The following is a 24386-nucleotide window of genomic DNA, read 5'->3' as shown; positions in this document are numbered from 1 at the left end:
CAGGCCTGACTCATTTGCTCAGTTCGGCGCCGGTGGACGTGGTGGCGCGCACGCCGCCTTGCCCCGCCAGGATCAGGTTGCCATTGCCTGCCGCCGTGACGGCCGCCACGGAGATTCGGTCCGGGCGGTTGAACACGCTGAAGGTCTCGCCATCGTCGGTGCTGCGCACCACGCTGCCGCCGTTGCCGACAATCACGATGGAACCGTCCGCCAGCAACGTGGCGCCGGACAGGCCGAACTCCAGCGTTCCACGGGCGGCCTTGAGCTCGACTTGCTCCCAGGTGCCGCCAAAATCGGTGGAACGGTACAGGTTGCCGCGCAAACCGTAGGCCAGCAGCGTCGAAGGCTGGGCGGTGCCGATGACACCGAACAGCGAGCCTTCGTACGGGCCTTCGACCTTTTCCCAGGTCTGGCCCCAGTCGGCGGAGCGGAACATGCTGCCGGCCTCGCCGACAATGAACAGCCCGGCGTCTTTCACGGCCGCGATCGCATTGAGGTGGAACTGGTCTTCGTTTTCGAGGCGGTCGCTGGCGTCTTCCCAGTGCTTGCCGCCGTCAGTGGTCTCGTACAACGCGCCATACGCACCCACGGCAAAACCATTGCCGGCGTCCTTGAACCAGACATCCAACAGCGGCGCTTCACGGGTGAGGTCTTCGAATTGCTTGGTCCAGGTGCTGCCGCCGTCAACACTGGCGAGGATCTGCGCGTCGTGCCCCACCGCCCAGCCGTGCTTGTCGTCAACGAAAAAGACTGCGGTGAGCAGTTGGCGGGTCGGCACCTTGGCCTGAGTCCAGGAAGTGCCCTGGTCATCGGAATAGACAATGTGCCCCCGATCACCGACCGCCACCAGGCGCTGGCCCGCGTGGGCCACATCGAGCATCAGGGTTTTGCTGGCCTTGGCCGATTCGACGGAATAGATGACATCGGACGTCGACGCCGCAACGGCCATCACCGGTGCCGACAACACCGCAGAGCCCAGCAGCGACAGCGCCGAAGCCAGCAGCGCGACTCTGCGCAGCAGCGGCGGCCGGCAGCGGCCCACAGCCATGACAGGCTCATTCATAGACCTTTCCCCCATTATTATTGTTATGGCTTGGTACGTTGCCGGTCTTGGAGCATAGTCCTGAAACCTGCAATCTAGAGCCACTTCGGAAGCTGGCGTTATCCTATCGGGCTTTCGAAAGGTCTGACAATCGACGCCGCGTTATCTTTTGTTAACCGGGGGGATATCGATCAAGGGTGAATCAGAAGACATTCGTGAGGGTGATGGATGTGGCGAGGGAGCTTGCTCCCGCTGGAGGCCGAAGGACTCCCTGATCTTGGTTCGCACGCCTTCTCTGGCGAAATGAATCAAGATCGGGCCTGCTTCGCAGGCCAGCGGGAGCAAGCTCCCTCGCCACAAAAGGCAGCGCCAAGCCTGTTTACGCCAAGCTCTTGCTCACCACCTCGAACACATCGGCGGAAAGCCCGCCGGACGCGAGGATGCGTTCCAGCTCGGCTTTCATTAGCGCCTGGCGGGCGCTGTCGTATTTGCGCCAGCGGGTCAGCGGGGCCAGTTGTCGCGAGGCGATCTGCGGGTTGAAGCCATTGAGCTGGATGACCAGGTCCGCCAGGAAGCGATAACCCGAGCCGTCAGCGGCATGGAAGTTGATCAGGTTCTGCCCGGCAAACGCACCGATCAGGGCCCGCACCTTGTTCGGGTTCTTGATGTTGAACGCCGGGTGCTCCATGAGCGCCTTGACCCGCGCCAGCCCACCCGGCAATGGGCTGCCGGCCTGGACGCTGAACCACTGGTCCATGACCAACGGATTGCCCTTGAAGTTTTCCGCGAACACTTCCAGTGCCTTGGCCTTCTCGGTCTCGAATGGCGAGTTGACCAGCACCGCCAGCGCAGTCAGGCGCTCGGTCATGTTGTCGGCGGTGTCGAATTGATCCAAGGTCGCACTCAGCACTTCCGGCTTGTCGGTCAGCATCAGATACGACAACGCAATATTTTGCAGCGCGCGGCGGGCGAAATGCTCGGCCTCGGCCATGTATGGCGTGCGTTTCGACAGGTCGCGATTGGCTTCATAACGCAGCCACAGGCCTTCAAACAGGTTCTCGGCCAACTGCTGGCGGGCGAACTCACGGGCGACGTGGATCGCCTCGACGTCGGCCACTTCGCTGATTTCCGTCAGGTAGGCTTCGCTTGGCAGCGAGAGCATTTCCGCGACCATGGCCTGGTCCAGGGATTCGTCCGACAGTACGCTGCGCAGCGCACTGACCAGGCGCGGATCCAGCGTCAGGCTGGCGCCCTGCTGATGCTGGGCGATCAGTTCCTGCAACACCTGCACCGACAACTGCTGGCCGGCATCCCACCGGTTGAAGCCGTCGCTGTCGTGTTGCATCAGGAACATCAACTGGTCGCGGTTGTACGGGAAGCTCAGTTTCACCGGCGCCGAGAACCCACGCAGCAACGAAGGCAGCGGTTGTTCAGGGATATCGACGAAGGTGAAGGTCTGCTCGGCCTCGGTCACCGAGATGACCCGGGACGTACCGTTTGCCGCCGCTTCACCGGCCAGGCGCAACGGGATCTCGGCGCCCTGGCTGTCCAGCAGGCCAAGCTCCACGGGAATCACGAACGGCAGTTTTTCCATCTTGTCCGGGGTCGGCGGACAGCTCTGGCGGAAGGTCAGGCTGTAGGTCTTGGCGGCGGCGTCGTAGGACTCGCCCACCGCCAGCCGTGGTGTACCGGCCTGGCTGTACCAGCGCTTGAACTGGGTCAGGTCGACGCCATTGGCATCTTCCATGGCCTTGATGAAATCGTCACAGGTCACGGCCTGGCCGTCGTGGCGTTCGAAGTACAGGTCGCTGCCCTTGCGAAAGCCCTCAGGCCCCAGCAACGTGTGGATCATGCCAACCACTTCCGAGCCCTTTTCGTACACGGTCAAGGTGTAGAAGTTGGAGATCTCGATGAAGCTGTCCGGGCGAACCGGGTGGGCCATCGGGCCGGCGTCTTCGGCAAACTGATGGGTGCGCAGGTAGGCCACGTCCTGGATACGCTTGACGGTGGCCGAGTTCATGTCCGCCGAGAACCCGGCGTCGCGGAACACCGTGAAGCCTTCCTTGAGCGACAGTTGGAACCAGTCGCGGCAGGTCACGCGGTTGCCCGACCAGTTGTGGAAATACTCGTGGGCAACGATCGCTTCTACCCGTTGGTGCGCGGCATCGGTGGCGGTTTCGGCGCGGGCCAGCACGGCGCTGGAGTTGAAGATGTTGAGGCCCTTGTTCTCCATGGCGCCCATGTTGAAATCGTTGACCGCGACGATCATGAAGATGTCCAGGTCGTACTCGCGCCCGTACACCTCTTCGTCCCAGCGCATCGACTTCTTCAGGCTGGTCATGGCGTGCTGGCACTTGTCGATGTTTTCCGGCTCGACATAGATGCGTAGCGCCACGGTGCGCTCGCTCAGGGTGGTGAAAGTGTCTTCGACGCACCACAAGTCACCGGCCACCAGGGCAAACAGGTAGGCCGGTTTCTTGAACGGGTCTTCCCAGGTCGCCCAGTGCCGGCCGTCTTCACCGGGGCCGCTGGCAATCGGGTTGCCGTTGGACAGCAGCACCGGATAGCTGTGCTGCTCGGCCACCACGGTGGTGGTGAACTTGCTCATCACGTCCGGGCGGTCGAGGTAATAAGTGATCTTGCGGAACCCTTCGGCCTCGCACTGGGTGCAGAACATGCTGCCGGACTTGTACAGGCCTTCCAGGGCGGTGTTGGTTTCCGGGTGGATCCGCACGGTGGTGTCGAGCGTGAAGACCTGGGCCTTGGGCTGCAACGTCAGGTGACTGTCGTCCACCTGATAGTCGCCCTGCCCCAGGTCGGCATCGTCGAGCTTGAGCGAGACCAGTTCCAGGTGCTGGCCATCGAGCACCAGCGGCGGCAGCCCGGCGCCGCGCTCGGGGTTGCGGCGCATCACCAGTTGCGCATGGACCAGGCTGTGGTCCTCGAACAACTCGAAGGTCAGGTGTGTTTCGTCGATCAGGTACTCGGGGGCCTGATAATCCTTGAGGTAAATCATCTTCGGTTGTTCGGTGCGCATGGGTCGAATCCTTCTACTGATGCACGGCGAGCTGGTAGGCCGTGTATTTACGAATGTTGATCACGCCGGTGTCGAAAATCAGGTACTGGCCCTTGATCCCCAGCAGCGTGCCCTCGGCGATCGGGTTCTTGTCCAGGTTGAAGCTGACGATCTTGGTCGGGTATTGCTCCACCGGATAACGGATCTCGATGGGTTCGACGTCCGCTATGGTCTGGATCGCTTGCAGGCCGAATCGTTCCTGCAAGCCCTGCAATCCCTGGGCGCAGCTGTCGAACAGCGCGTCGCGGATCGCCGGCAAATCCACCGCCGCCGCGTCGCCCTTGAGCAAGGTGCGCCAGTTGGTCTTGTCCGCTACCTGGCTGCGAAACAGGTCTTCGACGAAGCCCGACTGCTGGCGGGTGGCGACGCGCAGGATCGGCAGCGCCTGGCTCGCGCCCTGGTCGAGCCAGCGGGTCGGCAACTGGGTGGCACGGGTGATGCCGACTTTCACGCCCGAGGAGTTGGCCAGGTAGACCACATGATCGGTCATGCAGAACTGCTCGCCCCAGGCCGGATCACGGCACGTGCCCGCGTCGAAATGGCAACGCTCGGGGCTCATGATGCACAGGTCGCACTGGGCCAGCTTGGTCATGCACGGGTAGCAATAACCCTGGCTGAAGCTGGTCTTGGTCCGGCGCCCGCAATGGGTGCAGTGGATCGCACCGAGGTATTCCAGGCGGATCGTGCTGCCGATCAATGGATTGACCGGCACCTCGACCTCGCCCAGGCGAAAGGCGTATTGAACAGTCGGCCCGTCAAGGCGCGCCGACATCTTGCTGATTGCACCGCGGCCAATCTCGATCAATGGATGGCGTCCGACTTGAACAGGATATTCGGAACGATGGTGGCTTTCGACTGGCACTCCTGCGGTCCCATGTAGCCGGTGCGCTCTTCTTCGGGCAGGTTCTGGATTTCCCAGGCGATCATCGCCTGCAAGGACAGTTCGCGCTGCTCGGCGGTGAGCTTGTTGCCATCGGCCCATTTACCGATTTCCACGGCAAGCTTCAGGCTGCGGTAGATGTCGGGGGTGATGTTCTGGATCATTTCGTTGAAGGAAGACATGGGTTCTCCGCGCAATCGCGCATTCTCAAAAGACACAGGCGCCGGTCAAAGGGCCATTTTACGGCGAGCGAACAGCCCGCCCAATAACCCAGTGAAGCAGCCGACGAGCAGCCCGCCGACGTGGGCCGCGTTGGCGATCTCGCCAAAACCGATCAGCGAAACCAGCCCGGACAGGCACAGCAGCAACCACACCAGCATCATCACCAGCACCCCGCGGGGCAAGTGATAGGCCGGGTTCGGTGCGAGCAGTTGGTAGATCCAGCAATGGCCCAGCAGGCCGTACAACACCCCGGACAATCCGCCGAACAGCGTCGCACCGCTGAAAAAGTACTGGGCGAAATTGGAGACAAGGCTGAACAGCAATGTCAGCCCTAATAAGTTGATACCACCCTGGCGCGCTTCGATCCGCCGCCCCAGCTCCCAATACCACATGCCGTTCATGGCGATGTGCAGGAAACCGAAGTGGATCAGCATCGGCGTCACCAGGCGCCACCACTGTCCCGCCGCCAGGCTGTCGGCCAATGGCGTGAACTGGATGTAGTCGCCAACGACGCGGAACTCGAGGAAGGTCAGCCAGCGCAGGGTCTCAAGATTGTCTCCCAGCAGGGTGACCGCGCTGACGATCAGGCTCAGCAACAGCACCACGGCCGTCACTGGGCTGCGAACCAGTTGCTGGACGAACCCCGCGCGCCGGGACGTGCTGGCGGTGTCCGGCAGTTCCAGTTGCTGATCGGGATCGCCAGCAGGAAAACGCGCGTACAACGAACGCACGTCCTCACTGATCTCGTCCGGCACCCAGAGCACCTGCTCGCCCGCCTCTTCGCTGACGCGATGGGGCACCTGCATGCGTTGCAGCAGCTTGACGAAGCCGCTCAGGTCCACTGCCAGGGGCAGGCGCAAAACCGCGACAGCACTCATTGCACCACCTCCGGCCGTTCGACATCGACCCAGACGAACTTGTGCGGATCCAGGCGGGTTTCCTGATCGAGGCGATAAGCGACCAGCTTGCCGTAGAGCACCGCACTGTAGTCCAGGCAGGCCAGGTTCGGGCGGATTGGCGCGGGTTTGCCGCTGCGCCAATAGTGGCCGACGAACAGCAGCGGCTCATCGACGCCATAACGCAGCAGGTTGTTTTTTTCGTCCGGCGACAGCGGCGTGCGGGCGACCGGCTCCGGCAAGGCGTCGGGCTGGAACACGATGTCGCCGTAGGTCTGCGGGTTGTCTTCCCAGAACTTGGTACGGAAAAACGAACGGGTCAGGCCATCGCCACCGGTCAGTGTCAGGCCGTGGGGCAGGCGCATGTCCGTGCCGCGCAGCAAGCGATCGAACACCGTGCAGGCGAAACTGCCCGACTCGGCCGAGGCCTGGAGAAAATGCTCGTCGATACAACCGTCCGGGAACAACCCCCGCAGCGGTTCGATCAGGCCCGCATCCCAACAGGCATGCACGACCCGGAAACGGCCGGCGTCGACAAACAACGGCAGCTCATAGAACCATTTGAGAAAGTCATGCCAGTCGCCGGGATGCTGCTCGAACTGGGTCAGGGTCTCGTTGAGCAGGCGGGCATGGCGCGGGGTGTGTTCGCGCACGTAGCGCTGGCCGCTGCCCGGCAATGCCGGTGTGCTCCAGCCCAGGGCGTTGAACTCGTGGTTGCCCATGATGCACAGCGCCTGGCCGGCCACAACCATGTCATGGACGATGTGCAGCGCCTCGCGAATCCGCGGGCCACGGTCGATGATGTCCCCCAGGAACACGGCCATGCGCGACGGATGCCGCCAGACCCCGCCCTGCTTGTGGTAACCGAGTCGGTCCAGCAGGTGTTCCAGGGTCAGGGCGCATCCGTGCACGTCACCGATCAAATCGTAACTGCGCGCAGGATCGAGCATCAGTCGCCTCCACCCCCCAACCGACTGCCCCAGCCGAGCTTGGTCCGGCAGACTTCGTAGTAATTGTGATCCAGCGGGTGGATCAGGCGCAGCTTCTGCGCTTTTTTGCTGACGGTGATGGTGTCGCCCGGCGCGCAGGTGAAATGGTTCTGGCCGTCACAGGACACTTGTGGGTAGATCTGCATATCCTTGGACACGACGATTTTCAGCTCACTGTTGCCATCGACCACGATGGGTCGCCCAGACAAGGTATGGGGGTACATGGGCACAATCACAATAGCGTCGAGCTTGGGGTGCATGATCGGTCCGCCGGCCGACAGCGCATAGGCGGTGGAACCGGTGGGGGTGGCGACGATCAGGCCGTCGGCCTTCTGGCTGCAGACGAACTGGCCGTCGATGTACAGCTCGAACTCGATCATCCGAGTGGACTTGCCGGGGTGCAGCACCACGTCGTTGAGGGCGTCGCCCTGGCCAATGGCCTCGGCGTGACGACGGACTTCGGCTTGCAGCAGGAAGCGGTTTTCCACCAGGTAGTGGCCGTCCAGCACCTCGGCGACCTTGATCTCCAGCTCGTCAGGGCGGATATCGGTGAGGAACCCCAGGCTGCCGCGGTTGATCCCCAGCACCGGGATATTGTGCCGCGCCAGGGCCCGGGCGGCGCCCAGCAGGCTGCCGTCGCCGCCCACCACGATCACCATGTCACACACCTCGCCGAGCATCTTGCGCGACGAGGTCTGCAGGCCATGGCCCGGCAGCACTTCGGCGATGGTATCTTCGAGGATCACGTGCAGGTGCCGCTCCAGGAGGAAACGCTTGAGCCGGCGAACGGTGTCCAACACCTGCGAACTGCCCAGGCGACCGATGATGCCGATATTACGAAATTGCTCCATGAGGCTCCTGCGAAGGTCTGCGGCGGGCGAAAACACGATTATGGGCGAAAGCGCGCCGTAGACAAAATCCTTTAAGCCTTCAGCGCAACGGCTATGCTCGCAAGATGATCCTGTTCCCTGAATTGCTGGACTTGCCCCGTCGCCTGCGCCATCCCGAAGTGCGTGACCTCGCGTGGGCGATCATCGCCCCGCCGATGCTCATCGACACGCCCTGGCCCCAGCGCCATCCGCTGGCCGGCAGCGACTGGGTGCAGGAGCCTGGGCGACTCGAACACTGGTTGCGGCAACTGGACCGTGACAGCTACCCCTTGCTGCATTGCCTGTCCCAAGGGCGGACGCGGCGCCTGGGCCTGTATTACGAAAGGCTGTGGCAGTTTGCCGCGCAACACGCCCCGGGTATCGAACTGATCGCCGCGAACCTGCCGATCCGGCGCGAAGGCCATACCCTGGGCGAACTGGACCTGCTGCTGCGCGATCGCGACGGCATCCACCACCTGGAACTGGCCATCAAGTTGTACCTCGGCCCACAGCACGGTAACGGCCTGGACGCCGCGCAATGGCTGGGCCCGGGCTGCCATGACCGGCTCGACCGCAAGCTGGCGCACTTGCGCGAACACCAGCTGCCGATATCCGCCCGCCCGGAAAGCCGCGAGGCCCTTGCAACGCTGGGGATCGAGTCGTTTCGCTCGCACCTATGGCTCGGCGGCTACCTGCTCTATCCCTGGCCGGGCGAGGCCGAACCGCCGAGCGGCGCCCACCCCAGGCACTTGCGTGGCCGTTGGCTGCACCAGCGGGATTGGGCCGGATTCATCGCCCAGCATCCGCCAGGCCGCTGGCAGCCCCTGCCCCGCGCCGCCTGGCTGGCCCCGGCGCATTATCCGGCCGAGCAAACCTGGAGCACCGCGCAATTGGACGCCTGGCGATTGGCCCTGGATCCCATGGCGCCGGCGCAGTTGATGGTACGCCTGAACGAAAACGCCGAGGGCGAATGGGAAGAAGCCGAGCGGGTGTTCCTGGTGGCGGATCTTTGGCCGAATGTGCCGGGTAATGGCTGATTTTTGAAGTGCCCTTCAGGCCCCTTCGCGAGCAGGCTCGCTCCCACAGTGGATTGGTGTTGTGTACGGAATGGATGATCTACACATAATCCTGTGGGAGCGAGCCTGCTCGCGAAGGGGCTACGGTCTAGATGGACAACCGCACAGCCAAAGCCGCCAACGTCACCAGCAACACCGGCACCGTCAGCACGATCCCGACCTTGAAGTAATACCCCCAGCCGATCAGGATGTTCTTGCGCGCCAGCACATGCAGCCACAGCAACGTCGCCAGGCTGCCGATCGGGGTGATTTTCGGGCCCAGGTCGCTGCCGATGACGTTGGCATAGATCATCGCTTCCTTCACCACCCCAGTGGCCTGGCTGGCATCGATGGACAAGGCACCGATCAGCACCGTCGGCAAGTTATTCATGACCGACGACAGCAATGCCGTCAGCACGCCGGTGCCCATCGCCGCGCCCCACACGCCATATTCGGCGAATCCGTCGAGCCACTGGGCCAGGTAACCGGTCAGCCCGGCGTTGCGCAAGCCATAGACCACCAGGTACATGCCGAGGGAGAAGATCACGATCTGCCAGGGCGCTTCCTTCATCGCCTTGCGGGTGGAAATCTTGTGGCCATAGGCCGCGACCCCCAGCAGCAACGCAGCACAGACTGCCGAGATCGCACTGATGGGAATCCCCAGTGGCTCCAGCGCAAAACAGCCCAGCAGCAGGATCACCAACACCACCCAACCGGCGTAGAACGTTGCCTTGTCGTGGATCGCCGTCGCCGGGTCGTCCAGTTGATCGGGGTCGTAGTCCCGCGGGATGTCGCGGCGAAAGACCCACATAAGAATCGCCAGGCTGGCCGCCACGCTGACCAGGTTCACCGGCACCATGACCGCCGCATAGCGGTTGAAACCAATGCCGAAGAAATCCGCCGAGACGATGTTCACCAGGTTCGATACCACCAGTGGCAAGCTCGCGGTGTCGGCAATGAAACCAGCCCCCATCACGAATGCAAGCGTCGCCGCCGGGGAGAAACGCAACGCCAGCAGCATCGAGATCACGATGGGCGTCAGGATCAGCGCCGCCCCGTCATTGGCAAACAAGGCCGACACCAGCGCCCCCAGCAGCACCATGAAGGCAAACAGCTTGCGCCCACTGCCCTTTCCCCAACGGGCCACATGCAGGGCCGCCCAGGCGAAGAACCCGGCCTCGTCCAGCAGCAGGCTGATGATGATAAGCGCGACAAACGTACCGGTGGCGTTCCAGATGATCTGCCAGACCAGGGGAATGTCACTGACCTGCACCACCCCGCTCAACAAGGCCAGCAGCGCGCCCAGCGTCGCGCTCCAGCCGACGCCAAGCCCCTTGGGCTGCCAGATCACCAGCGTAATGGTCAGCAGGAAAATCAACGACGCGATCAGCATGTACAACAGCCTTGGAAGGAGGATTGAAAAGAGGACATCGGCAGCGACGTGTCAGCGGACAATCAGCCATGGCGTTCGAACTGAAGCCATCGACGCGATTGTGGGAATTGGACATGACGAAGGATGATCTGAAGGTGCGGAGGGGCGAATATATGGAAAATTCGAATAGCCCGTAAAGCGCGGATTGAATTGCCGATGCAGATACATTTGTGGCGAGGGAGCTTGCTCCCGCTCGGTTGCGCAGCGACCGCCGAAAGGGGCCTGCTTCGCCCGAGGCGTCGGACCGGTCCAGCGGGAGCAAGCTCCCTCGCCACAGGGTTTACCTGGAATCTCGGGGTATCAAGCCTTCTTATGCTGCTCGACCCACTTGCCGTAGGCATCGATGAACTTCTGCAGGAAAGGCCGTACCGACTCCGACAGGTTGCCCGCCTCGTCAAACGCCGTCCCGGCGCCGCTCAGGTAAGCTTCCGGCTGCTGCATGCAGGGCACGTCAAGGAACACCAGCGACTGGCGCAGATGATGGTTTGCACCGAAACCACCGATGGCGCCCGGTGAAGCGCTGATCACTGCGCCCGGTTTGCCGCTCAGGCAACTCTGGCCGTACGGACGCGACCCCACGTCGATGGCATTCTTCAGCGGTGCCGGCACCGAACGGTTGTATTCAGGCGTGACGAACAACAAGGCATCGGCCGCGCCCACCTGTTGGCGAAATGTGGTGTAGGCTGCCGGCGGCGTGACGTCAATGTCTTCGTTATAAAGTGGCAACTCGCCGATCTCGACGATGTTCAGCTTGAGGTTGGCGGGCGCCAGGTCAGCCAGTGCCAGCGCGACTTTGCGGTTGATCGATGCCTTGCGCAGGCTGCCCACCAAAACGGCCACTGTGTACACGTTACTCATGAGAGGCTTCTCGACTGTCGGCTCAAAGGAGCCTGTAGTTATAGATGATCGGCGTGACAATTGGACCAGTGGAGCGACGAAAACCGGTCGGTTCGACTATTTTTTTCATGTAGGAAAACTTACCACGCTTGGGCAAGGTCTACAGAACCGCAAATCGAGTGATCTATTTCCAGAGGTTCTAAGCAATGGCAGCAGTACTTGTCGGACAATTTCATGCGCGGGACGCCGAAGGTCGCGTCTATTCGGTGCATGAGTTCCAGGAATCGGAGCCGTCTGCGGACGGTAGCGGCAAGGATGTCGTCACTTATAAACTGGCTATCGGTGATCGCGTCAGCAAACTCGACGAAGACCGATTCCTCCTGGTTCAGTCAGGCATCGAACTGAAACGCGAAGCCGCAACGTTCACCAGCGAACCTGAAGCGCAGATAGCGCTATAACCGGTTGTTAGAGCAGAAGTCATGCCCGGACTTGGGTTAGGATTCAGCCACTCAATGGCTCACCCGCCGAACATGGATTTCTTGCATGCGTTTACGCCACATCGAAGTAATCCAGGCGCTGCTGCAGACCGGCCACCTCGGCACGGCGGCCGAATGGCTGCAACTGCCGGTGGCGGAGGTCGAGGCGATCCTGCGCGATGCCGAGGCCCAATTGGGCTTCATGCTGTTTGCCAGCGTGCGCGGGCGCTTGCAGGCCACCCGGGAAACCCTTGAACTGCGCGACGGCATCACGCGGGTGTACGACACGCTCGAACCGGTGCAACGCCTGGCCAGCAGCCTGAAACACCATCAGGCACCGCCCTTGCGCATTATCTGCACCCCGCCGCTGGCCCAGCAGTTGTTGCCCCAGAGCATCGCCGCCTTGCGCCGTCGCCATCCGGATGCGCCGTGCACCCTGCTCAGCCAACCGACCCGTGACATCGTCCACAGCCTGCTGTTGCGTGAAAGCGACCTGGGCCTGAGCCTGCACGACCCTGAACATCCCGACATCCATTGCCAGATGATCGCCCAGGGCAAACTGCAATTGCTCGCGCCCCACGGCTGGCTGCAACCCCGGCAAAAATACATTTCGATCCAGGACCTGGCGGGCCAACCGTTGGTGGGCCTGGATGGCCATGACCCACTGAGCCCTGCGTTCGAGCACAAGTTGGCGGCGCTGCGTCCGGCGCCGATGATCCAGATCCGCGTCCAGACCCATCAGATGATGCGCGCCATGGTCGAGGCCGGCGAAGGCCTTGCCATCGTCGACCCGTTCACCGCCTCGGGCGCCAAGGGCGGCGGTCTCGATGTCTGCCCACTATCGCCCGCCGTCGCGATTGGCCTCTATGCCCTGAGCCTCAACGGCGCACCCTCTTCACCCGCCCTGCAATCGCTGCTGGAGCGGGTTACGGAACAAGCCGAGGCGTTGCTGAGCCACTGATCGACATGCCCAGCGGGTCGTCGAACAACCGGTACCAGAACAACGCCACTTCGGCGGTATGCCGGTCAATGCCGCGATAGCGCAGGTGGTCGATGCCACCGAGCACGTAACCGCATCGTTCATAGAGCCGGCAGGCGCCCAGATTGTTGTTCTGGGTCTCGAGCATGATGCCCGGCAGTTTTTTCTTGCGGCTCCAGAACTGGGCAACGTCGAGCAACGCCTTGGCCACCCCATGGCGACGGGCCGGGGCGTGCACCGCCAACTCGTCGATGTGGGCATAGCCGTTCCAATTGGTACTGATCACCAGGTGCCCTACCGGCTGGTCATCGAGGTAGGCCATGAAGATCTCGCTGTCCGGAGCGTTGCGGAAACTGCTGAACTCTTCGGGATCGATGCCATAGCACTTGCGATAGGGAACAATGGGCGTCACCGGCCATTGGCTGACAGGACGACCGATCTGCGCCGTCGCGTAGTCGTTGACTTCAAAACTGAAGTCACTGCCCCAGATATAGGCGGCAAAGCCGTCATCGACGACTCGCACCGACAACCCGGGGTGCTTGGGATTCATGACCGGTTGCATACTGGGGAAGGTCCTCATTCCTTGAGACAACCAACGGCGTGGTGCCATCCATTGCCCTTGTCTTTCAAATCTTCACACATCAAGCGGGATCCGTAGCCTGCCCGTTCCCTCAGGGTAGAAGGTCGTGGCGATTGTGGCGAGAAATGAACGATGGATGCAGTAGCTCATTTAAGGCTGGCTGAATCAATGTGGCGAGGGAGCTTGCTCCCGCTTGAGTGCGAAGCGCTCACAAAAAGGGGCTGCTACGCAGCCCAGCGGGAGCAAGCTCCCTCGCCACAGGTTCTTTACTTACCTTGAATGAACAGCATGGCTTTCACAGGGTTTCATCAGTGCGTGGCGGCCTGCGACTCGGCCAATTGTGTCCACAATGCCGGAGCACCCGCGGACTTGGCGATGGCTTCCAGACGCGCGGCATGCTCGGCCAGGTCGCTTTCGCTGGCGCGGATGATCCGCGAGGGCTGGCGGTCGGCGGGCAAGCGACGGATTTCCGTGGCCTGGTTGCCGGAGCCTTCGCCCGTACCATTGCCGTCCGAGGCGTTGCCGGCCAGGGACAGGCTGGTCTGGCCGCCGGTCATGGTCAGGTAGACGTCGGCCAGGATCTCGGAGTCGAGCAAGGCGCCGTGCAGTTCACGGCCGGAGTTGTCGACGCCGTAGCGCTTGCACAAGGCATCGAGGCTGTTGCGCTGGCCAGGGTGGCGTTCCCGGGCCATCATCAGGGTGTCGAGGATAGTGCAATGCTGGGTAATGTCGGCCCGGTCGTGCTGGCCCATCAGGGCGAATTCGTTGTTGATGAACCCGACGTCGAACGCCGCGTTGTGGATGATCAACTGCGCGCCCTGGATGAATTCGAAGAACTCATCGGCCACTTCGGCGAAACGCGGCTTGCCCACCAGGAATTCGTTGGTGATGCCGTGGACGCCGATGGCGCCCTCGTCACTTTCGCGGTCCGGTTGCAGGTAAACGTGGAAATGGCGACCGGTCAGGCGCCGGCCGATCAGCTCGACACAACCGATTTCAATAATCCGGTGACCATCGGTCACCGGCATGCCGGTGGTTTCGGTATCCAGTACTACAGATCTGTTGGCCATCAGTGTTCAGCTCTCAACGGGCAGTCTTGCAAAAGCGCGGATCTTAACACGCTATTAGGTGGGATTAGCCTGGGACCGCTTTTGTGGCGAGGGAGCTTGCTCCCGCTCTGTTGCGCAGCGACCGCCGAAAGGGGCCTGCTTCGCCCGAGGCGTCGGACCGGTCCAGCGGGAGCAAGCTCCCTCGCCACAGGCGTCATCCTGCCAGATCCTGACAACGCCTCGATCAAGCCTGCTTATAGCCCCGCACCTCATCCACCCCACGATTGGCCAACTGATCGGCCCGTTCGTTGCCGTGGTGGCCGATGTGGCCACGCACCCATTTCCAGGTGACGTTGTGGCGGTTTACCTGCTCGTCCAGCAACTTCCACAGGTCGGCGTTTTTCACCGGTTCCTTCGCCGCCGTCTTCCAGCCGCGTTTCTTCCAGTTGGCCATCCACTCGTTGATGCCTTTCATTACGTACTGCGAGTCGGTCACCAGCAGCACATCACAAGGCCGCTTGAGCTCTTCCAGGCCACGGATGGCGCCCATCAGCTCCATGCGATTGTTGGTGGTATTGGCTTCGCCGCCCCAGAGTTCCTTCTCCACGCCCTTGCACACCAGCAACGCGCCCCAGCCACCCGGCCCGGGGTTGCCCTTGCAGGCGCCATCAGTGAAGAGTTCTACGCTATCGCTCATGCCAATCTATCCAGAAAAAATGCAAAGGCCCGCCCATCGGGCCCGACAAAACCCGCAGCCCAATGCCGGCAAGAACCATCAGAAAAAGGTTACGGCTCTATGTGGCGACGATTGACCTTGGCCATTGGCAAGGGAATCAGCTTGCCCATCGGCTCGCGTCGCGCCTGACGTACCGGGCGCAACCCGACCGCGATCTTGCGCGCCACCAGCAGGTAGAAACCGCCGCCGGACAGCTGCCAGTCGCCAGCCTTGCGCTCCCAGCCGGCCAGGCGTGCCTGCCACTTGGGTGACGCAAGCGGCGGACGATAGCACCCGAAGCGGCGTTTCTCCAGCGCGAAGCCCAGCAGGTTGAGCCAGTCGCCGACCCTCGACGCCGAGATGCAGCGGGCCTGGCGCAAGGCGTCATGGGCAAAGACGTGACGAAGCCCCCAGGTGCTCCAGGGGTTGATGCCGATAATCAGTAGATGTCCGCCGGGGCGCACGCTGCTGGCGGCCTCGCGGAGCAAGCCGTGGGGTGACAGGCAGAAATCCAGGCCGTGCTGCATGACCACCACGTCGGCGGCATGCTCGCTCAGCGGCCAGGCCTGCTCTTCGCAGACGATTTCCACCCCGGGTAACGGTGCCCCCAGGCGAACGTTGCGCTGGACCTGCGGCGCCGACGGCGGCGTTTGCGCCGACGGCCCGTAATGCACCAGATAGCCGCCGAAGAACCGGCCCAACTCGTCTTCGAGCATGCGCCGTTCTTCATCCAGCAAAAATTGCCCCACAGGGCCGGACAGCCATTCACGGGCGGCGCTGATCAACGCCAGCCAGTCAGGATCAGCCTGAGCGAACGCTTCATCGGTCATTGCATTCTCCAACGCGTCAGGAAGTTCTAAGATGCGCCTTTGTTTTCCGCTTGGCGAATTCCACGATGATACAGATCAGTGCCCTGCCCGCGTTCACCGATAACTACATCTGGTTGTTACAGGATCACTCCACCCAGCGCTGCGTCGTGGTCGACCCGGGGGATGCCGCGCCCGTACAGGCCTGGCTCGACAGCCATCCGGGTTGGGTCCTGAGCGACATCCTGATCACCCACCATCACCATGATCACGTCGGCGGCGTCCAGGCGCTGAAAAAGGCAACGAACGCCACCGTCTACGGCCCGGCCAGCGAAAACATCCCGGCGCGGGACCATGCGTTGAATGATAACGACAAGGTCCACGTGCTGGGCTGGGACTTCGATGTCCATGCCGTGCCCGGCCATACGCTGGGGCACATTGCCTACTACCACCATGGCCTGCTTTTCTGCGGCGACACCCTGTTCGCCGCCGGTTGCGGCCGACTCTTCGAAGGCACGCCTGCGCAAATGCACCACTCCCTCAGTCGCCTCGCCGCCCTGCCTGAAGATACGCTGGTCTACTGCACCCATGAATATACCCTCAGCAACCTGAAGTTCGCCGCTGCCGTGGAACCCGGCAACCCGGACATCGCCGCCCGCCTGGAAAAAGTCAGACGACAGCGCGACGAAGGCGTCATCACCCTGCCTTCGACCCTGGCCCTGGAGAAACTCACCAATCCATTCCTGCGCACCGCTGAAACATCCGTTAAACAAAAAGCGGACGAACGGAACGGCCAGCGAAACCAGACGCCGAGTGAGGTTTTTGCGGCCTTGAGGGCTTGGAAAGATACGTTCTAAGGCAGCTATCGATTGATACAAAAATTCTGAAAGGTTGACCTGCTGGGGTGCGCTTCCTAGAATCGGCCGACATTTTTGCCCGGAACTTACTTCCAGCCAATGTCGTCATCTATACGCAGGTCCGTCCAGTCAGACACATTGACCCGCTTGGCTCAAGCCATCGCGGTGGCTGTGTCCGCCACCTTGGCGGGCTGCCAGAGCACGAGCCAGCTGCCGCAGAGCGATGCGGCGCACACCCCGAATATCGCTGCTCGCGCCAAGCAGAAGCCGGTATGGCTCACCGAGAAACCCAGCCCCCAAGTGCCCCAGGACGTCTGGGAGCGCATGCGCCAGGGCTTCCAATTGCAGGAAACGGCCGGCGTCAACCCGCGTATCGAGCAACAGCGCCTGTGGTTCGCCAGCAACCCGTCCGTCATGGAAAACGCCGGTGAGCGCGGCAGCCTGTACATCCATTACATCGTCGAACGCCTCGAAGAGCGCAACATGCCGCTGGAGCTGGCCTTGCTGCCGGTGATCGAGAGCGCCTACAACCCCATGGCCTATTCCCGGGCGCACGCAGTGGGCCTGTGGCAGTTCATCCCTTCCACGGGGCGCTACTTCAACCTGCGCCAGACCCGCTTTTATGATGGGCGTCGCGACATCACCGCCTCCACCACGGCCGCCCTGGACTACCTGACTCGCCTGCACGACATGTTCAACGGCGACTGGTTGCTGGCGCTGGCGGCCTACAACGCCGGGGAAGGCACGGTCAGCCGCGCCATCGAGCGCAACGAGAAACTGGGTTTGCCCACCGACTACTGGAACCTGCCGCTGCCCAGCGAGACCCAGGCCTATGTGCCGAAGTTGCTGGCGCTGTCCCAAGTGGTGCTCTCGCCCGACGCCTACGGCGTGAACCTCAACCCGATCGCCAACGAACCTTATTTCCAAGTCGTCGAGATCAACCAGCGCATGGACCTGTCCAAGGTCGCGGCGGTGGCCAACATCGACGAAGACGAGCTGTTCCAGCTCAACCCAGCCTTCAAGCAGCGCACCACCATCGACGGTCCCCAGCATTTGCTGGTGCCGACGTCCAAGGCCCAGTTGCTGACTGCCAGCCTGTCGACCATGCGCCCGGAAGAGTTGATCAGCCAGCGCGCCCTCAAGCCGGTTTTCGAATCCGCCGACGACAGCGAAGTGGAAGGTGCCAGGCGCACCTACCGCGTCAAGCGCGGCGACAACCTGGCCCAGATCGCCAAGGCCAACAAGGTCCAGACCAAGGATCTGCAACGCTGGAACAAACTCAGTGGCAACAAGCTCAAGGTCGGCCAGACCTTGGTGATGCAGGACACCAGGGCCAGCAAGACCACCGGCAAGCGCATCAGCACCGTGGTGGCCGCCAACAGCAAGAACCAGAAGAAGCAAACCCAGTACAAGGTCAAGCAAGGTGATTCCCTGTACGTGGTCGCCAAGCGCTTCAACGTGGAAATGCAGCACCTCAAGCGCTGGAACCCGCGAATGGGCAAGGCGCTCAAGCCTGGGCAGATGCTGACGGTTTACTCGCCGCACTAAGCCATCGATGGTTGAAGGGGCTGTTTGTGCCCGAGAAGCTTTTGTGGCGAGGGAGCTTGCTCCCGCAGGGCTGCGCAGCAGACCCGAATCTGGCACCTCGGTGTGACAGATGGATTGGGTCACGGCTTTTGGGGTTGCTGCGCAACCCAGCGGGAGCAAGCTCCCTCGCCACAAAGCGTTCTCGCGCCGGTTTCGAGTAATCCGAGACGCTTTGGCACCCCGCCTTTTTCCTGCCGATACAAGCTGTTACTGTACAGGCCATAAAAGCCCAAGCCGCCTGGATCGGATCTCAGACTTGATACGTCCCCTCCTCCTGCTCCTGATCAGCCTGGCCTTGAGCTCTCCCGCCAGCGCAACCATCAGCGAAAGCCATGGTTATGCGCAGTTCGGCACGCTCAAGTACCCGGCCAGGTTCACCCACTTCGACTGGGTCAACCCGCAAGCGCCCAAGGGCGGAGTCTTGCGGGTCATGGCATTCGGCACCTTCGATACGCTCAATCCCTACACATTCAAGGGCAGCAGCCCGGTTTCCACCCCCAATTTCCTGCAATACGGCATCAATGAGCTGAACGAACCGCTGATGGTCGGCACCGGCCAGTACGCACCGTCCGGTGATGAACCGACGTCGAGCTATGGCCTGATCGCCCAGTCGGTGGAATACAGCGAAGATCGCAGTTGGGTGGTGTTCAACCTGCGCCCCGAGGCGCGGTTCCACGATGGCGCACCCATCACCGCTTATGACGTGGCGTTCTCCTACCGCACGCTGCTCAAGGACGGCCACCCGCAATACCGCACCAACCTGCAGGAAGTGCTACGGGTCGACATTCTCAACCCGCTGAAAATCCGCTTTGTCTTCAAGCGCGCGGGCAATCCGCTGCTGATCCTGCGCCTGGGTGAGCTGCCGGTGTTGCCCCAGCATTACTGGAAAGGCCGCGATTTCAAGGCGACGACCTTCGAGCCGCCCCTCGGCAGCGGGCCGTATCGCATCACCAAAGTGCAACCCGGTCGCCAACTGGTGTTCGAACGGGTCAAGAGCTACTGGGGCAAGGACCTGCCGGTCAATCGCGGCAAGTACAACTACGACCGCATGGATGTGGAGTTCTACCGTGACAGCGAAGTTGCCTTCGAAGCCTTCAAGGCCGGTGAATTCGACATCTACATCGAGCACCAGGCCAAGAACTGGGCCAACGGCTATCAATTCCCGGCGGTCAACCGCGGCGACGTGATCAAGGCGCAGATCCCCCACCAGATCCCGACCCAGACCCAAGGCTTGTTCATGAACACCCGGCGCGGTACGTTCGCCGAGATCAAGGTACGTGAAGCCCTGGGGCTGATGTTCGATTTCGAGTGGACCAACCGCACCCTGTTCAGCGGCGCCTACAAACGCACCCTCAGCTACTACCCCAACAGCGAATTCTCCGCCACCGGCCTGCCGGTGGGTCATGAATGGCTACTGCTCAAGCCGTACCGCGAACAACTGCCACCTGGACTGCTCACCGAACCCTTCAGCTTGCCCAAGACCGACGGGCGCGGCATCCCTCGGGAAACCTTGCGCAAAGCATTGGGACTCCTGAAGGAGGCCGGTTGGAGCCTAAACGGCCAGCGCCTGCTGAACGCCGATAGCCAGCCCCTGAGCTTCGAAATCCTGCTGGTGAACCCGAACCTGGAGCGCATCCTGCAGCCCTACGTCGAAAACCTCGCCAGCATCGGCATCCAGGCACGGCTGCGCACGGTGGACCGAGCCCAGTACAAGCAGCGCCTGGACCAGTTCGACTTCGACATGATCCTGCTGACCTTGGGCCAGACCCTCAGCCCGGGGCTGGAGCAGTGGCAGTACTTCCATTCCAGCCAGGTCGGGGTCAAGGGCAGCAAGAACTACGCCGGGATCGCCAACCCGGTGGTCGACCACCTGTTGGAAAAACTGCTCGCCGCCCAGACCCGCGACGAACAGGTCGCCGCCGGCAAGGCCCTGGATCGCGTGCTGTTGTGGCAGCATTACTGCATTCCCAACTGGTATCTCAATTATCATCGCCTGGCGTACCGCAACCGGTTCGCCTTCGTCACCACGCCGCCCTACACCCTGGGCCTGAGCGCCTGGTGGCTGAAATCTTCGGAGAAAGATCAATGAAGCCTCTACGTGCCCTGCTCCTGCAGGCCAGTTGCCTGTTATTCGCCGGGCTGGCCTGCGCTGCGCCGCAGCACGCCTTGACGCTGTACAACGAGCCGCCGAAGTACCCGGCGGATTTCAAGCATTTCGACTACGTGAACCCCGATGCGCCCAAGGGTGGAATATTCCGCCAAGGCGGGTTTGGCAGCTTCGACAGCCTCAACCCGTTCATCAGCAAAGGCGTACCGGCCGACGACATCGGCCTGATCTACGACACCTTGGCCAAGCAGGGCCTGGACGAACCGTTCACCGAATACGGGTTGATCGCCGAAAAAATCGAGAAAGCCCCGGACAATGGCTGGGTGCGCTTCTACCTGCGCCCTGAAGCCCGTTTCAACGATGGCCACCCGGTACGCGCAGAAGACGTCGTCTTCAGCTTCCAGACCCTGACCAAGGACGGCGCCCCGATGTTCCGCGGCTATTACAACGACGTCGCCGAAGTCATCGCCGAAGATCCGCTCAAGGTCCTCTTCAAGTTCAAGCACACCAATAATCGCGAGCTGCCATTGATCCTCGGACAGTTACCCGTCCTGCCCAAGCATTGGTGGGCCAGTCGAGATTTCAGCAAGGGCAACCTTGAGATCCCTCTGGGCAGCGGTCCCTACAAGGTCGCCGAGGTGAAGGCCGGACGCTCGATCCGCTATGAGCGCGTGAAGGACTATTGGGGCAAGGACCTGCCGGTCAACCGTGGTTTCTACAATTTCGACGTGCTGACCACCGACTATTACCGCGACAACACCGTGGCCGTGGAGGCGTTGAAAGCGGGGCAGTTCGATTACTGGCTGGAAATGGCCGCCAAGAACTGGGCCAACGCCTACAACATTCCGGCGGTGACCGAAGGTCGGTTGGTCAAGGAACAGATCCCCAACGGCAACCCTACCGGCATGCAGGGCTTTATCTACAACCTGCGTCGCCCGGTTTTCCAAGACGTACGGGTACGCAAGGCCCTAAGCCTGCTGCTGGACTTCGAGTGGACCAACAAACAGCTGTTCCATGGCGCCTACGCCCGCACCCGCAGCTATTTCGAGAATTCGGAGATGGCGGCGACCGGGCTGCCTGGCGAAGACGAATTGAAAATCCTCGCCCCCTTGCGTGGCAAGATTCCCGAGCAGGTCTTCACCGAAGCCTTCCAGCCTTCCATGTGTGACGGCAGCGGCATGATCCGTGACCAGCAACGCAAGGCCTATCACCTGCTGCAGGAGGCCGGATGGCGCATCGTCGACGACAAGATGGTCGATGCCCAAGGCAAGCCCGTGGTGCTGGAGTTTTTGCTGGCCCAGACCGAGTTCGAGCGAGTCTTGTTGCCATTCAAGCGCAACCTGAGTGACCTGGGCATCGAACTGGTGATCCGCCGCGTGGATGTATCCCAGTACATCAACCGTGTGCGCTCCCGGGACTTCGACCTGGTGGTGGGCAGCTTCCCGCAATCCAGCTCGCCAGGCAATGAACAGCGTGAGTTCTGGATGTCCGCCGCCGCCGACAAGCCCGGCAGCCGCAACACCATGGGCTTGAAGGACCCGGCCGTGGACCAGTTGGTGGAGCAATTGATCAATGCCGATTCGCGCAAGAGCCTGGTGGCCCATGCCCGGGCATTGGACCGGGTCCTGCAATGGGGCTACTACGTGATCCCCAACTGGCACATCAAGACCTGGCGCGTGGCCTATTGGAACCACATCGGCCACCCGAAAGTCACGCCGACCTACGACATCGGTACCACCACCTGGTGGGTCAAGCCGGAGGTCAAACCGGCCGATGAAGTAGAAAAGCAGGTTATCGAGCAGCAAGTCGCCGCCCCTGCGAGCGTGGAGTAACAAGATGCTGGCTTATATTTTTCGGCGACTGCTGCTGATCATTCCCACCCTGTTCGGCATTCTGTTGATCAACTTCGTCATCATCCAAGCCGCGCCCGGCGGGCCGGTGGAACAGATGATCGCCAAGCTCGAGGGCTTCGAGGGCGCCACCAGCCGCATCGCCGGCGGCGGTGCCGAAGTATCGGTGGCCGGTTCTTCCTACCGCGGTGCCCAGGGCCTGGACCCGGCGTTGGTCAAGGAAATCGAACGCATGTACGGCTTCGACAAGTCGGCGCCCGAACGCCTGTGGATCATGATCAAGAATTACGCCCGCCTGGACTTCGGGGACAGTTTTTTCCGCGACGCCAAGGTCATCGACCTGATCAAGGAGAAGATGCCAGTGTCCATCTCCCTCGGCCTGTGGAGCACGCTGATCATGTACCTGGTGTCGATCCCGCTGGGGATCGCCAAGGCCACGCGGCATGGCAGCCATTTCGACGTGTGGACCAGCTCGGCAATCATCGTCGGCTACGCGATCCCGTCGTTCCTGTTCGCCATCCTGCTGATCGTGGTATTTGCCGGCGGCAGTTATTTCGACTGGTTCCCGTTGCGCGGACTGACTTCAAACAACTTCGACGAATTGAGCATGGGCGGCAAGATCCTCGATTACTTCTGGCACCTGGCCTTGCCCGTGACCGCCCTGGTGATCGGCAACTTCGCCACCATGACCCTGCTGACCAAGAACAGCTTCCTCGACGAAATCAACAAGCAATACGTGGTCACCGCCAAGGCCAAGGGCCTGACCCGCCATCGAGTGCTCTACGGCCATGTCTTCCGCAACGCCATGCTGCTGGTGATCGCCGGTTTCCCTTCGGCATTCATCGGGATCTTTTTCACCGGCTCGCTGCTGGTGGAAGTGATCTTCTCCCTCGACGGCCTCGGCCTGATGAGTTTCGAAGCGGCCATCAACCGCGACTACCCGGTGGTGTTCGGCACCCTGTTCATCTTCACCTTGCTGGGACTGGTGGTGAAACTGATCGGCGACCTGACCTACACCTTTGTCGATCCGCGCATCGACTTCGAAAGCCGGGAGCATTGATGTGAACCTGTCCCCTCTCAATCGCCGTCGCTTCGAATTGTTCAAGGCCAACAAGCGTGGCTGGTGGTCGCTGTGGCTGTTCCTGGTCCTGTTCGGGCTGAGCCTGGGCGCCGAGCTGATCGCCAACGACAAGCCGTTGGTGGTGCATTACGACGACGGCTGGTACTTCCCGGCCCTCAAGCGCTACCCGGAAACCACGTTCGGCGGCGAATTCCCACTGGAAGCCAACTACAAGAGCCCCTACATCCGCGAACTGCTGGCCGCCAAGGACGCCTGGGTGCTGTGGGCGCCGATCCCGTTCAGCTACCAGAGCATCAACTACGACCTGAAGGTCCCGGCCCCGGCCCCCCCTTCTGCCATGAACTGGCTGGGTACCGACGACCAGGGCCGCGATGTCCTCGCCCGGATCATCTACGGCTTCCGCATTTCGGTGCTGTTCGCCCTGACGCTGACGCTGCTCAGCTCGATCATCGGCGTGATCGCCGGCGCCCTGCAGGGCTTCTATGGCGGCTGGGTGGACCTGGCCGGCCAGCGCTTCCTGGAAATCTGGTCCGGGCTGCCGGTGTTGTACCTGTTGATCATCCTGGCCAGCTTCGTGCAGCCCAATTTCTGGTGGCTCCTGGGGATCATGCTGCTGTTTTCCTGGATGAGCCTGGTGGACGTGGTCCGCGCCGAGTTCCTGCGCGGGCGCAACCTGGAATACGTGCGCGCCGCGCGAGCACTTGGCATGCAGAACGGCGCGATCATGTTCCGCCACATCCTGCCCAACGCCATGGTCTCGACCATGACCTTCATGCCGTTCATCCTCACCGGCGCCATCGGCACCCTCACCGCCCTGGATTTCCTCGGCTTTGGCCTGCCGCCGGGCGCGCCGTCCCTGGGCGAGTTGGTGGCCCAAGGCAAGTCCAACCTCCAGGCGCCATGGCTGGGCATCAGCGCGTTCGCCGTGCTGGCCCTGATGCTGAGCCTGTTGGTGTTCATCGGCGAGTCCGCTCGCGATGCCTTCGATCCGAGGAAGTGAT

At 62.0% G+C, this 24386-nt stretch carries 22 protein-coding genes; 9 read left to right on the top strand and 13 right to left on the bottom strand.

Annotated elements, in window-relative coordinates:
• Window positions 1-10: 10 nt before the first annotated feature.
• The 7 genes from HU767_RS03585 to HU767_RS03555 all read right to left on the bottom strand — a co-directional run bounded on the left by HU767_RS03585 (window position 11) and on the right by HU767_RS03555 (window position 7956).
• Window positions 11-1063, bottom strand: a complete 1053-nt coding sequence (locus tag HU767_RS03585; protein WP_186704877.1) for a YCF48-related protein — start codon at window positions 1061-1063, stop codon at window positions 11-13.
• A 358-nt stretch (window positions 1064-1421) separates the two neighbouring features.
• The gene (gene pepN / locus HU767_RS03580) at window positions 1422-4079 is read right to left on the bottom strand and encodes an aminopeptidase N (RefSeq protein ID WP_186728531.1); all 2658 of its coding nucleotides are present in this window, start codon (window positions 4077-4079) and stop codon (window positions 1422-1424) included.
• Between the two features lie 13 nt (window positions 4080-4092).
• Entirely contained in the window at window positions 4093-4923 is an 831-nt protein-coding gene (locus HU767_RS03575; RefSeq protein WP_186728530.1) for a DUF2797 domain-containing protein, read from the bottom strand.
• Complete coding sequence (locus tag HU767_RS03570; protein ID WP_186704874.1) at window positions 4920-5180, bottom strand: DUF1315 family protein; 261 nt, start codon at window positions 5178-5180, stop codon at window positions 4920-4922. The genes HU767_RS03575 and HU767_RS03570 overlap by 4 nt, the downstream gene beginning before the upstream one ends.
• Window positions 5181-5225: 45 nt before the next feature.
• Window positions 5226-6098 (bottom strand): rhomboid family intramembrane serine protease, encoded by an 873-nt coding sequence (locus HU767_RS03565; RefSeq protein ID WP_186704873.1) that lies wholly within the window; start codon window positions 6096-6098, stop codon window positions 5226-5228.
• Window positions 6095-7069, bottom strand: a complete 975-nt coding sequence (locus HU767_RS03560; protein WP_186704978.1) for a metallophosphoesterase — start codon at window positions 7067-7069, stop codon at window positions 6095-6097. Before HU767_RS03560 ends, HU767_RS03565 begins: the two co-directional genes overlap by 4 nt.
• Window positions 7066-7956, bottom strand: coding sequence for an NAD(+) kinase (locus HU767_RS03555; protein WP_003180647.1), 891 nt, complete (start codon window positions 7954-7956; stop codon window positions 7066-7068). The genes HU767_RS03560 and HU767_RS03555 overlap by 4 nt, the downstream gene beginning before the upstream one ends.
• A gap of 104 nt (window positions 7957-8060) precedes the next feature.
• On the opposite strand from HU767_RS03555, the gene HU767_RS03550 reads away from it, so the two are divergent.
• Entirely contained in the window at window positions 8061-9011 is a 951-nt protein-coding gene (locus tag HU767_RS03550; RefSeq protein WP_186728529.1) for a DUF1853 family protein, read from the top strand.
• Window positions 9012-9138: 127 nt separating this feature from the next.
• On the opposite strand, the gene HU767_RS03545 is transcribed toward HU767_RS03550, so the two are convergent.
• Window positions 9139-10422: an arsenic transporter gene (locus HU767_RS03545; RefSeq protein WP_186728528.1), complete on the bottom strand. Its 1284-nt coding sequence runs from the start codon at window positions 10420-10422 to the stop codon at window positions 9139-9141.
• A gap of 339 nt (window positions 10423-10761) precedes the next feature.
• Window positions 10762-11319 carry an NAD(P)H-dependent oxidoreductase gene (locus HU767_RS03540; RefSeq protein WP_041476018.1) on the bottom strand — a complete coding sequence of 186 codons (558 nt, stop codon included), beginning with the start codon at window positions 11317-11319 and terminating at the stop codon, window positions 10762-10764.
• Between the two features lie 185 nt (window positions 11320-11504).
• Between HU767_RS03540 and HU767_RS03535 the strand changes: the two genes are divergently transcribed.
• Both HU767_RS03535 and HU767_RS03530 read left to right on the top strand, forming a co-directional pair.
• Window positions 11505-11756 carry a hypothetical protein gene (locus tag HU767_RS03535; protein ID WP_186704870.1) on the top strand — a complete coding sequence of 84 codons (252 nt, stop codon included), beginning with the start codon at window positions 11505-11507 and terminating at the stop codon, window positions 11754-11756.
• Window positions 11757-11841: 85 nt separating this feature from the next.
• Window positions 11842-12735, top strand: coding sequence for a LysR substrate-binding domain-containing protein (locus HU767_RS03530; protein ID WP_186704869.1), 894 nt, complete (start codon window positions 11842-11844; stop codon window positions 12733-12735).
• Here HU767_RS03530 and HU767_RS03525 read toward each other — a convergent pair.
• From HU767_RS03525 to HU767_RS03510, 4 genes are all read right to left on the bottom strand, one after another.
• Complete coding sequence (locus HU767_RS03525) at window positions 12701-13315, bottom strand: GNAT family N-acetyltransferase (RefSeq protein ID WP_186704868.1); 615 nt, start codon at window positions 13313-13315, stop codon at window positions 12701-12703. The genes HU767_RS03530 and HU767_RS03525 overlap by 35 nt on opposite strands.
• Before the next feature lie 326 nt (window positions 13316-13641).
• On the bottom strand, window positions 13642-14403 hold the full coding sequence (dnaQ, locus tag HU767_RS03520) for a DNA polymerase III subunit epsilon (protein ID WP_186704867.1): 762 nt from the start codon (window positions 14401-14403) through the stop codon (window positions 13642-13644).
• A gap of 223 nt (window positions 14404-14626) precedes the next feature.
• Window positions 14627-15079, bottom strand: coding sequence for a ribonuclease HI (gene rnhA, locus HU767_RS03515; RefSeq protein ID WP_030142629.1), 453 nt, complete (start codon window positions 15077-15079; stop codon window positions 14627-14629).
• An 89-nt stretch (window positions 15080-15168) separates the two neighbouring features.
• Window positions 15169-15927 (bottom strand): methyltransferase domain-containing protein, encoded by a 759-nt coding sequence (locus HU767_RS03510; protein WP_046062777.1) that lies wholly within the window; start codon window positions 15925-15927, stop codon window positions 15169-15171.
• Window positions 15928-15992: 65 nt separating this feature from the next.
• On the opposite strand from HU767_RS03510, the gene gloB reads away from it, so the two are divergent.
• The 6 genes from gloB to HU767_RS03480 all read left to right on the top strand — a co-directional run bounded on the left by gloB (window position 15993) and on the right by HU767_RS03480 (window position 24385).
• Window positions 15993-16760 (top strand): hydroxyacylglutathione hydrolase, encoded by a 768-nt coding sequence (gene gloB, locus HU767_RS03505; RefSeq protein WP_186704865.1) that lies wholly within the window; start codon window positions 15993-15995, stop codon window positions 16758-16760.
• Window positions 16761-16859: 99 nt separating this feature from the next.
• A complete protein-coding gene (locus tag HU767_RS03500) occupies window positions 16860-18308 on the top strand; it encodes a transglycosylase SLT domain-containing protein (RefSeq protein WP_186704864.1) in 1449 nt (482 codons plus the stop codon).
• 298 nt (window positions 18309-18606) lie between these two features.
• Window positions 18607-20436 (top strand): ABC transporter substrate-binding protein, encoded by a 1830-nt coding sequence (locus tag HU767_RS03495; protein ID WP_186728587.1) that lies wholly within the window; start codon window positions 18607-18609, stop codon window positions 20434-20436.
• On the top strand, window positions 20433-22286 hold the full coding sequence (locus HU767_RS03490) for an extracellular solute-binding protein (RefSeq protein ID WP_186728527.1): 1854 nt from the start codon (window positions 20433-20435) through the stop codon (window positions 22284-22286). Before HU767_RS03495 ends, HU767_RS03490 begins: the two co-directional genes overlap by 4 nt.
• A gap of 4 nt (window positions 22287-22290) precedes the next feature.
• The gene (locus HU767_RS03485) at window positions 22291-23364 is read left to right on the top strand and encodes a microcin C ABC transporter permease YejB (RefSeq protein WP_186704862.1); all 1074 of its coding nucleotides are present in this window, start codon (window positions 22291-22293) and stop codon (window positions 23362-23364) included.
• 1 nt (window position 23365) lies between these two features.
• On the top strand, window positions 23366-24385 hold the full coding sequence (locus tag HU767_RS03480; RefSeq protein WP_186704861.1) for an ABC transporter permease: 1020 nt from the start codon (window positions 23366-23368) through the stop codon (window positions 24383-24385).
• Window position 24386: the final 1 nt, after the last annotated feature.

It is taken from the genome of Pseudomonas sp. SWRI179 (genome assembly GCF_014268705.1).
Classification (GTDB): Bacteria; Pseudomonadota; Gammaproteobacteria; order Pseudomonadales; family Pseudomonadaceae; genus Aquipseudomonas; species Aquipseudomonas zanjanensis.
Note: the sequence above shows the minus strand (reverse complement) of the source record. Positions and strands in the feature narration are given on the sequence as shown.

Bases quoted from the DNA above. Each gene is read 5' to 3' on its own strand.
- HU767_RS03585 (WP_186704877.1), bottom strand. From the start codon at position 1,063: ATGAATGAGCCTGTCATGGCTGTGGGCCGCTGCCGGCCGCCGCTGCTG.
- pepN (WP_186728531.1), bottom strand. From the start codon at position 4,079: ATGCGCACCGAACAACCGAAGATGATTTACCTCAAGGATTATCAGGCC.
- HU767_RS03570 (WP_186704874.1), bottom strand. From the start codon at position 5,180: ATGTCTTCCTTCAACGAAATGATCCAGAACATCACCCCCGACATCTAC.
- HU767_RS03565 (WP_186704873.1), bottom strand. From the start codon at position 6,098: ATGAGTGCTGTCGCGGTTTTGCGCCTGCCCCTGGCAGTGGACCTGAGC.
- HU767_RS03555 (WP_003180647.1), bottom strand. From the start codon at position 7,956: ATGGAGCAATTTCGTAATATCGGCATCATCGGTCGCCTGGGCAGTTCG.
- HU767_RS03550 (WP_186728529.1), top strand. From the start codon at position 8,061: ATGATCCTGTTCCCTGAATTGCTGGACTTGCCCCGTCGCCTGCGCCAT.
- HU767_RS03545 (WP_186728528.1), bottom strand. From the start codon at position 10,422: ATGCTGATCGCGTCGTTGATTTTCCTGCTGACCATTACGCTGGTGATC.
- HU767_RS03540 (WP_041476018.1), bottom strand. From the start codon at position 11,319: ATGAGTAACGTGTACACAGTGGCCGTTTTGGTGGGCAGCCTGCGCAAG.
- HU767_RS03535 (WP_186704870.1), top strand. From the start codon at position 11,505: ATGGCAGCAGTACTTGTCGGACAATTTCATGCGCGGGACGCCGAAGGT.
- HU767_RS03530 (WP_186704869.1), top strand. From the start codon at position 11,842: ATGCGTTTACGCCACATCGAAGTAATCCAGGCGCTGCTGCAGACCGGC.
- HU767_RS03525 (WP_186704868.1), bottom strand. From the start codon at position 13,315: ATGCAACCGGTCATGAATCCCAAGCACCCCGGGTTGTCGGTGCGAGTC.
- dnaQ (WP_186704867.1), bottom strand. From the start codon at position 14,403: ATGGCCAACAGATCTGTAGTACTGGATACCGAAACCACCGGCATGCCG.
- rnhA (WP_030142629.1), bottom strand. From the start codon at position 15,079: ATGAGCGATAGCGTAGAACTCTTCACTGATGGCGCCTGCAAGGGCAAC.
- HU767_RS03510 (WP_046062777.1), bottom strand. From the start codon at position 15,927: ATGACCGATGAAGCGTTCGCTCAGGCTGATCCTGACTGGCTGGCGTTG.
- gloB (WP_186704865.1), top strand. From the start codon at position 15,993: ATGATACAGATCAGTGCCCTGCCCGCGTTCACCGATAACTACATCTGG.
- HU767_RS03500 (WP_186704864.1), top strand. From the start codon at position 16,860: ATGTCGTCATCTATACGCAGGTCCGTCCAGTCAGACACATTGACCCGC.
- HU767_RS03490 (WP_186728527.1), top strand. From the start codon at position 20,433: ATGAAGCCTCTACGTGCCCTGCTCCTGCAGGCCAGTTGCCTGTTATTC.
- HU767_RS03485 (WP_186704862.1), top strand. From the start codon at position 22,291: ATGCTGGCTTATATTTTTCGGCGACTGCTGCTGATCATTCCCACCCTG.